We start from the raw sequence: 8,391 nt of genomic DNA, 5'->3' as shown, positions 1-8,391 counted from the left end.
AGGTCGGTTCAAATTCCTTCAGCGTTAGGAAAATTTCACGGTCGTAATGGCCAGGATTGCTTCTCGGCTCGATATACACCGGGCCGACGAGCCCACTGTACTGCCCTCTGCTGAGATCGCTCCCAGCTCGGACATGCGTGTGATAAAAGCGAAAGCCAGACGGGTTGGGGACGAACGAAATTGTCCGGCTCCCATGAGGAGGGATGAATGGCGTTCTTTCCTCTGCCGCACCGTCTACATCCGTCGGAATAGCCTGACCATGCCAATGAAGCTGCTCTGGAACATCGGTTTCGTTGCGTACATCGACCGTGACACGCTGGCCTTCTTTGAAGCGGAGGAGAGGACCAGGAAACTGGCCGTTGTAGGTAGTTACAGACACGATATGTTTCGGAGCCAATTCGATTGGCTTGGTCGCGATGGTCAGGGTGTAATCGGCTGGCGTCTCGGATTGCGCGGGTAATGAGGGAGGAACTCCGTATAACGCCTGCGGGCGCAGAGCCGAGACTCCAGCTACGGCGCCCGCTGTTACAAGAAACTTACGTCGGGAAATCTGCGTTAAGCCCATTTGTTCTCGCTCTCCCTTATCCAGGTTAGATTCAGCTACCTGAGTGGCGTCCCTCCTCGAATCTCGTCAGAAGCCCGCTTGATGAGCTCCTGGTCGACAGCGATCTGCCCTCAGATAGAAACGTTCTCACCGGCAGCCGGACCCTTCCGCACATCAACCCAGTGCGCTTTACCGTTGATTTGAGTAATAACGAAAGTTCGTTCGGTCGTCGTAACGACGCTCGTGGCGGGAACAAACAGAAGATTCTCTCCAGCGCCGGCCGGCCAATCGACCGTCGGATACATACCAGGAGCCAGACTCCCGTCTTGTTGTACACATCTAGCTCGACCATCATCGCCAGGCCCTGCTGATCGAGGGCATTCGGGATGCGCGTCACTTTTGCAGCGTAGCTTCTTCCGGGACGCGCTAAGCCAGGCATTCATAGTGCTACCCATTCAGCAGCGCGAGGGCATGACTCTCCTCTTGCTTCTGAGCCTCGCAAAGGGGAAGAGTGACCGTAAGTTGGGCTCCTCCTTCATGACGATTCACGGCTGTCACGCATCCTCCGTGAACACGGACAACCGCCTCAACGAATGCGAGTCCAAGTCCGTGCCCCCGCGATACACGTCCTTTGACTCTCCGCTGGAAGAGGTGACGACCAATCTCCGCATCGAAGCCGGGGCCGTTGTCTTCCACAATAAGCGTAGCCGTATGATCGTCTGCTCGAAGCGAGATACATACCAAGAATGAAGCGGGCAGATGTTTGAGTTCGTTATCGAGCAAGTTGGCGATGACGCGGTGAAGGAGAGCTGGGTCGGCGAACACTTTGACTGAGCCTGAGCTTCGAATTTGAACACCTAGCCCCTTCTCACTCATGGAAGGCTCGTAGAGGTCGATCATGCCTCTCACAAGCGCGTCGAGATCCACCTCTGTCCTCGAGAGCCGGAGGGCATCCGCTTTTGCCTCCGCCACGTCGAGCGAAGTGTTCAGGAATTCAGTCAGGCGGTCGAGTTCGTCGATGGCGGAAACGATTGACTCGGCATGATCCTCCCGAACATCGCTGGCCAAAGCCGTCTCCAATTTACCGCGGATTGCGGTGAGGGGACTTCTCAGGTCGTGTGCGAGGGAGTCTGTAATCGTGTGTAGTTGATGGACGGTGTTCTCGATCCTGTCGAGCATGTGATTGAGGGTGCGAGCCAGATGGCCGATCTCATCGTTTCCCGGCGTGTCGGGAACTCGGCTACTCAGATCGGATTGGCCAATGCGTGACGCTGCCGCCGTAATTTCACTGACGCGGCCTAACATCTTCCACGTTGCGTAAAACACGATCACGAAGCCAAGCAAGACAATGGCAACCCAGAGAGTGAGAAACCGTACACGAAGATTTCTCAAGACGTGAAGCTCGTCACGTTCAGATAAACCGAGATAGACGTTGCTGCCGTCCTCTATGCGAACTGAGGCAACTCTGAATGGGGTGCCGAAACCCAAGACCCGCACATCGAAGGGTACGTCAGGTAATACCCGAGTAGAGCGGATGGCAGCGAGGTTCGCGACGCCATCTCCAGAGCCGACCCAAAGTTTAGCCGGTCCGCTGTCCCCTGCTTGAAGAAAGAAAACAGCGTCGTTCTCGTTGCCGCTGGATCGCTGACGGTTTGGAACTTCACGACTGGCAAGTTCTGCTATCTCCCCAACAACTCGCCGATAGAGGCGGTCTTTTGGGGTTCGTTTGGCCACGTCACCTAATACTTCGACTTCGCCCGAGAGCCATGCATCGCTTCGCCGCTGGATGTCGTCCGCAACAAATCGATGAAGCATCGCGAACACCAGCATCGTTCCGATGGCAAACGCCAGGCTTGCCCAGAGCGAGATGCGCCACGCGGCGCTTCGCATGATTGCATTAGCTTCCTTTGAGGACATATCCGATACCTCGCAACGTCTTGATCAGCGGCTCACGCCCTTCGGTGTCAATCTTGCCGCGGAGACGATAAATGTGAACATCAACCACATTCGTGTCGGGCTGAATCCGCATTCCCCAAACCTCGGTCAATAGCATGGAACGGGTTACAACTCTGCCGGCATGGCGGCAGAGGTACTCCAGTAAGACGAACTCCTGTGGACTAAGGTTAAGGACTTCATCGCCTCGAGTTGCTCTTCGTTTGAGCATGTCCAGTTCCAGGTCGCGAACTCGCAGGCGGCTCGCGTCTTCGGTGTGGGGTGAGTTGCGCCGGAGGAGATTACGCATTCTGGCGAGCAATTCGGCGATCGCGAAGGGCTTCGTCAGGTAATCGTCCCCTCCCAATTCCAGTCCCTTCACGCGGTCGTCCACTGACCGCCTTGCCGAAAGAATGAGTACAGGACTGGTGACACCCGACTTCCGCAACTGGAGGATAAGATCAATACCGTCCCGGTCGGGCAGTCCAAGATCGACGATCATGCCGTGATAAACATGCTTCGCCGCGAGAAGAGCAGCGGTATTTCCGTCTTCTGCCGCATGAACTTCGTAGCCCGCGTCCATCAACGATTGCTTGACGAAGCTTTGAATCTCGAGTTCATCCTCGACCAACAGGAGCCGCATCATCCCATCCTTTTGCGCCTCGACCGCCGATGGCTTTATTTCAATCCTCGCGGTTGATTCTCATGCGACTGCGAAAGATGAACGAAAATCGCGGGAGGAACGTAAGAACTCCCACGGCTCGTCTCGTGCAGTCCGAAACATCTGACGGCTTCCCGTAATGGCGAAGAAGAGGATCGTCGGCGCAAAGAACACTCCAATGTAATGGTGCGTTATGCGTATCAATTTCAGGCTAGTCGCGGATGTCATTTTTGGCTATTGATTTCATGGAACATCAAGAGCTAGGCCTGAGTGCATTGATCTGAACTCACACGTTCTTCACACCACATACGTGGCTTACTGATGTGTAACTTAGCATGTTGGTTATGGGGATTAATCAACATCTGCGCCGATTGCGTCCTCCATGAACAAATCGTCATCCTATTCCCTCCCTGCAAAGTGCTATCAAAAGAACAAAGATCTCGTCGCGCATCGCTATTCGTTCCCCGATCTGCAGAAAGATTCGGCCGATTCTCGTCGCATGACGCGAATGAGGTTTATCGGCAAGGTGGCTTTCCCAGCAAGGCGCGTTGTTAATTCGCTGTTGGCACATCATCCTGAGGACGAGGAGATCGTCGCGCTGCCGAGGTGGATGGAAGCGACCGTACAAGTAGATTGGTTTATCAATGATTTGGAGCGGGCGGGGTGGAATAGCCAGATGTTTGAGTGTGTTGGCACTGGCTTGTGCGGCATGATGGGCCGGTGTCGTTCCGGCGGACTTTCCGAAAGTAGGATTGGGTACGCCTGTTGGCTGCGGCTGAGGTCGCGCGAGAGGCGGTGATGGTGGAGCGGTGGCGGCCGGGACGGTTATGCATGGGACGGTGGAAATGAGGCCGATGATTCTGAAGCGTCTCGTTAGGCTAAGTGATATGAAGCCTCTCGCCCCCGTAACCCTCATGACGCACCTCATCACGTCTAATCATCTAAGAGGCGAATAATGCCAACTTCCACTTTGCTAGCGCCCAGTTCCGCCGGTTCCAGATTCAAGACGATTCTCTGGGTCTCGCTTGGCCTCACCGTACTCTTCGTCTTCATTACCTCAGAGCTGCTCCTCATCACCGACTATCCGATGTACCACGCCTACCGTCTACAGGTCATTGCCGACCGCCATCTTCTCATCCCGCATACCCTCGCCGGAATCTTCGCTCTTTTGATCGGCCCAATCAATTTCTCCTCGAGGATCCGCGAGCGTCACCTGCAACTCCATCGCATCCTCGGCCGCATCTACGTCATTTCCGTGTTTGTTGGTTCCTTCACGGGGATCGCTCTCGCAGCCGGCCGCCCGGGTCTTCCCGGAACCTCCATGCAGGCCGCTGCCTGGATGGTCTGCACCACAGCCGCCTTTATCACTGCGCGCAACCGCCAAATCACACAGCACCGCCAATGGATGGCGCGCTCCTATGCAGTTACGTTCACCTTTGTCTCCAGCCGCGTCCTCAACCTCTGGCCGCGTTACTGGAGCCACCTGGGCGACGTCTTATCTGCCGTCGGCGTGATTGCGTTCACACTTGCCTCGCTGCTGATCGTGGAGCTCGGCCTCAACTGGCGCGAGCTCACCACTCGTCGTAACTGATCGGATAGGAAGGCATGAGATTTTAAGGGCCAATGTTATAAACGCGGCAATCCACATATCGACCTTGTGATTAGGTTTGCGACATGTCCTATTTCTCGAAGCTGTCCCCCTCAAGCTCCGAGCTGACTACAGGCCCGTAACCACCGAACTGTCCAACAATTACCGCCACCGCAGGCTCCTCACCCTCCAGTACCCACACCATCACATCTTTCGGCTGAAGACCGGTTAGCCGCGCAATCAGCCCCACGATGCCGCCCAAATCCGGATGAATGCGAAACACTGTCGCCTTGAGGGTCTGTCCTGCCAAGTGAACCGTCTGCTCGTCCTCCGGCGAGATCAGAAGCCTAATCAACCGCCCGCCGCCGACTGGCGCCAGCATCCCCACCCGAAATGGCGCCGTATTGTACGGCACGTTCAGCAGCAATGTCCCAACGAAGCCATTCGCCAGGTCATTCGGCAGGTCCATGTGTTTGCTCTCGACGCGTATCTTGGCATTCTTGTCTATTGTGCGGCTGGTCACTATGCCAGTAGCAGCTTCTACCGTGAAGTCGATGGGCTTTGTAAAGAACGGCCCTTTCTGTATGTGATGGTTGCGCACTAACCGGAACGTACCCTGCTGCGTGTACGTTGTCGCCTCATCATCAATCGATCCATCGACAAAGTGATAGGTCAGGCGCATAGTTACTTCATTGCCCTGCACAACCTGCGAAAACTCACCGCTGGCAATGGTTTTTCCATCCTCGGAGCGGGTCACCATAAACCGGTGCATTGGCCGTTGAATATGTCTCACTGAAATCGGTACCGCCGCAGCGGCGATGCACAAAGTCATCGCGTAAAGAGCCGACATTAGGAAACCGTTTCTCGTCAATCGAATACCCCGTTCTAACACCTTAGACGCCTCCATCCAGGCAGCGCACCCAGCTCCAAAATGACGATTTGTACAGAATAACGTGCCGAACTGCTTTCTCGATGTCTACTAGAACTATGGAGCCCTTTACAAATTGATTGAATATGCATCGAGTTCGGAGGGAGTGCTTTGCAAGACGAAGTACTGATCCTCGGTGGCGGAGTGGCAGGCTGTGCGGCTTCAATCGCACTCGCTCGAAAGGGACGGAGCGTCACGCTAATCGAGCGCGAGCCCACGCCGCGTCATAAGGTCTGCGGAGAGTTCCTAAGCGGTGAGGCCCTTGAAGACCTGCATGCACTCGGCATCAACGTGGCCTCGCTTGGCGCGGTCCCCATCGATTACGTTCGCCTCGCCGCGGCCGGACGCGCAGTTGAGGCTCCGCTGCCTTTTCCCGCGGCTTCGCTCACCCGCAAAGCGCTGGATACAGCGCTCATCGCCGCAGCCATCGCTGCGGGAGTCCGCGTCAAGCGCGGTCGCGGTGTGCAATCGCTCAATCGCAAGACCACCAACCTCTGGCAGGCTACGCTCGACGACGGTACCAGTTATGAAGCTCCAACGGCCTTTCTAGCAACGGGCAAGCATGATCTGCGCGGACACGGGCGTCCGAAGGACCCTCACCAATGGGTCGCTTTCAAGACGTATTACCGACTGTCTGCCGTCCAGACCGCTGACCTGGCGGACGCCTCCGAGCTGACGCTCTATTCCGGAGGCTACGGTGGTATCCAACGGGTGGAAGACGGCGTTACGAATTTCTGCTGTGTGGTGCAACGGCGATATTTTGCACGTTCAGGTCTTCGCTGGGAGGGCCTTCTTGCGAAGATGCAGCAGGACTGTCCCCACCTCGCGATGCGGCTTGACGGTGCGGAGCCGCTGCTCGACAAACCGATCGCCATCACTCATATCCCGTATGGTTACATCCGCCGCACAACCGAGGATGGGCTTTACTGTATCGGCGATCAGGCAGCCGTAATCCCATCCTTCACCGGCGATGGTATCTCCGTCGCCCTGCACACTGCCCGTCGTGCCGCCACCGCTTATCTTGCGGGGGAGCCGGCGCCGGTCTTGCAGACAAGATTGCGCTCCGCGATGCTGCCCCAGATGCGTCTTGCCGAAATCGCCGCCGGCGGCTTGAACAACGCACTCGCGCGCGCTGTACTGCCGTTCTGCCTCAGCGTCTGGCCCGGTGCGATGCGCGTAACAGCTAGACTCACGCGTGTCACCCAGCCCGCCGCTGTTGCTCCACAAGTGTTCGCCAACTGAAATCGAGCCACGCCAAAGCAGCTCTCAATAGTCAAAACGCATTAGGGTAGAGTCAAAACGCTTTAGGGGAGATGGAATGAAATCCTTCGCAGTCTTAGCCCTCGCGGTCATACTCGGTCCAGCCGCACTCGCCCAGCATCAAACCTTCACCGTCAATCCCGATGCCAGCGACGTCAAGATGAAGCTCAACACGACCCACGAGGTCGTCAACGGCATCTTCCACGTACAGTCCGGATCAATCAATTTCGACCGCACCGCTTCCAATATATCGGGAACAGTCATCGTCGCAGCGGGCAGCGGCATGACGGGAAACGACAGCCGCGATAAAAAGATGAACAAAGACATTCTCAAGGTGGACCAGTTCTCCACCGTCTCTTTCGCTCCTAAAACATACAACGGAACGATTGCTGCTTCAGGCGACTCGACCATTCAGGTGAGCGGAGTGTTCACTCTCCTCGGCACTCCTCACGACCTGACGATTCCGATGCAGATCCACATCGATGGCTCGAAGGCAACGGCGAAGGGGCAATTCGTCGTTCCCTATGTGCAGTGGGGCCTGAAGAACCCGAGCTTCCTGATCTGGAAGGCAGAGAATGATGTAGCGATTGATCTCAATCTCGTTGGCCAGATCTCAAACTAAGGAGATTCTCGCCAAAAATGAATATGCGTGCGATTGGATTGGCCACTCTTTGTCTCATCTCAATGCCGGTGGTGGCTTTAGCGCAAACCGATGAGATCCAGGTCTACGACGGAGAGATTGCGCCACCGGGAATATTCAATCTGATGATCCACAACAACTTCACGCCCAAGGGACGGACCGTGCCCGACTATCCTGGGGCGATCATAGCCAATCATTCGTATCAGGTCACTGCCGAATGGGCGTACCGAGTTATGCCGTGGTTCGAGCAAGGACTTTATATGCCCGTAACCTCGCCCTATTCTTCGAACTATGGCTCGACGATCAACGGCTTCAAGATTCGCGAACTATTCGTGCGACCCAACGCTCACGATCGCAAGTTTTTCTACGCGGCCAATTTTGAGTTTAGCGTCAATCACAGCTACTGGGAGTCCAGGACGATTACCTCCGAAATCAGGCCGATCGTGGGGCTGCACTTGCACCCATGGGATTTCATCTACAACCCGATTCTCGACACGGACTATACCGGTGGACTTGGAAACCTCCAGTACAACCCCTCGGGGAGAGTGGCATACAACTTCAACGACAGGTGGGCCGTTGCCGCGGAAGAGTACGACGGTTTCGGCCCGCTGCACGGGTTCTTGCCACTTTCTAAGCAATTTCACGAGGTCTGGGCGACTACGGATTACTCAGGCAGCAAGTTTCTTGGTTTGAATATTGAGAGCGGTGTCGGGTACGGGTTGACTGCGGCTTCGGACAAATGGACGCTTAAATTGATGTTGTCACGCAACCTCAATGTCCACCCGTGGCACCCTGAATAGGAAAAGCCCTCAAGACGTGGTTCGGATTGCCCTGTTCT

At 55.8% G+C, this 8,391-nt stretch carries 8 protein-coding genes; 4 read left to right on the top strand and 4 right to left on the bottom strand.

Annotated features, from left to right (window positions below; translation table 11 throughout):
* The 3 genes from GSQ86_RS23525 to GSQ86_RS13790 all read right to left on the bottom strand — a co-directional run.
* Positions 1–565 (bottom strand): multicopper oxidase domain-containing protein (locus GSQ86_RS23525; RefSeq protein ID WP_254062375.1); only part of this gene is annotated, 565 nt, incomplete at its 3' end.
* 426 nt (positions 566–991) lie between these two features.
* Positions 992–2,461, bottom strand: a complete 1,470-nt coding sequence (locus GSQ86_RS13795; protein WP_158750535.1) for an ATP-binding protein — start codon at positions 2,459–2,461, stop codon at positions 992–994.
* Positions 2,442–3,119: a response regulator transcription factor gene (locus GSQ86_RS13790; protein WP_158750553.1), complete on the bottom strand. Its 678-nt coding sequence runs from the start codon at positions 3,117–3,119 to the stop codon at positions 2,442–2,444. Before GSQ86_RS13790 ends, GSQ86_RS13795 begins: the two co-directional genes overlap by 20 nt.
* Positions 3,120–4,092: 973 nt before the next feature.
* Here GSQ86_RS13790 and GSQ86_RS13785 point away from each other — a divergent pair.
* Positions 4,093–4,728: a DUF2306 domain-containing protein gene (locus GSQ86_RS13785; protein WP_158750534.1), complete on the top strand. Its 636-nt coding sequence runs from the start codon at positions 4,093–4,095 to the stop codon at positions 4,726–4,728.
* Between the two features lie 88 nt (positions 4,729–4,816).
* Here GSQ86_RS13785 and GSQ86_RS13780 read toward each other — a convergent pair whose 3' ends face one another.
* Entirely contained in the window at positions 4,817–5,575 is a 759-nt protein-coding gene (locus GSQ86_RS13780) for a hypothetical protein (RefSeq protein ID WP_158750533.1), read from the bottom strand.
* Between the two features lie 189 nt (positions 5,576–5,764).
* Between GSQ86_RS13780 and GSQ86_RS13775 the strand changes: the two genes are divergently transcribed.
* The 3 genes from GSQ86_RS13775 (at position 5,765) to GSQ86_RS13765 (ending at position 8,353) form a co-directional block, all read left to right on the top strand.
* Positions 5,765–6,895 carry an NAD(P)/FAD-dependent oxidoreductase gene (locus GSQ86_RS13775; protein ID WP_158750532.1) on the top strand — a complete coding sequence of 377 codons (1,131 nt, stop codon included), beginning with the start codon at positions 5,765–5,767 and terminating at the stop codon, positions 6,893–6,895.
* A 76-nt stretch (positions 6,896–6,971) separates the two neighbouring features.
* Entirely contained in the window at positions 6,972–7,535 is a 564-nt protein-coding gene (locus tag GSQ86_RS13770; protein ID WP_158750531.1) for a YceI family protein, read from the top strand.
* A gap of 17 nt (positions 7,536–7,552) precedes the next feature.
* Positions 7,553–8,353: a hypothetical protein gene (locus tag GSQ86_RS13765; RefSeq protein ID WP_158750530.1), complete on the top strand. Its 801-nt coding sequence runs from the start codon at positions 7,553–7,555 to the stop codon at positions 8,351–8,353.
* Positions 8,354–8,391 lie beyond the last annotated feature (38 nt).

The sequence above is a fragment of the Acidobacterium sp. S8 genome, from assembly GCF_009765985.1.
In the GTDB taxonomy this organism is placed as follows: Bacteria; Acidobacteriota; Terriglobia; order Terriglobales; family Acidobacteriaceae; genus Alloacidobacterium.
This window is presented reverse-complemented; position numbering and strand designations above follow the sequence as displayed.

Excerpts from the sequence above, each read along its gene's own strand:
- GSQ86_RS13795 (WP_158750535.1), bottom strand. The coding sequence starts at position 2,461 with ATGTCCTCAAAGGAAGCTAATGCAATCATGCGAAGCGCCGCGTGGCGC.
- GSQ86_RS13790 (WP_158750553.1), bottom strand. The coding sequence starts at position 3,119 with ATGCGGCTCCTGTTGGTCGAGGATGAACTCGAGATTCAAAGCTTCGTC.
- GSQ86_RS13785 (WP_158750534.1), top strand. The coding sequence starts at position 4,093 with ATGCCAACTTCCACTTTGCTAGCGCCCAGTTCCGCCGGTTCCAGATTC.
- GSQ86_RS13780 (WP_158750533.1), bottom strand. The coding sequence starts at position 5,575 with ATGTCGGCTCTTTACGCGATGACTTTGTGCATCGCCGCTGCGGCGGTA.
- GSQ86_RS13770 (WP_158750531.1), top strand. The coding sequence starts at position 6,972 with ATGAAATCCTTCGCAGTCTTAGCCCTCGCGGTCATACTCGGTCCAGCC.
- GSQ86_RS13765 (WP_158750530.1), top strand. The coding sequence starts at position 7,553 with ATGAATATGCGTGCGATTGGATTGGCCACTCTTTGTCTCATCTCAATG.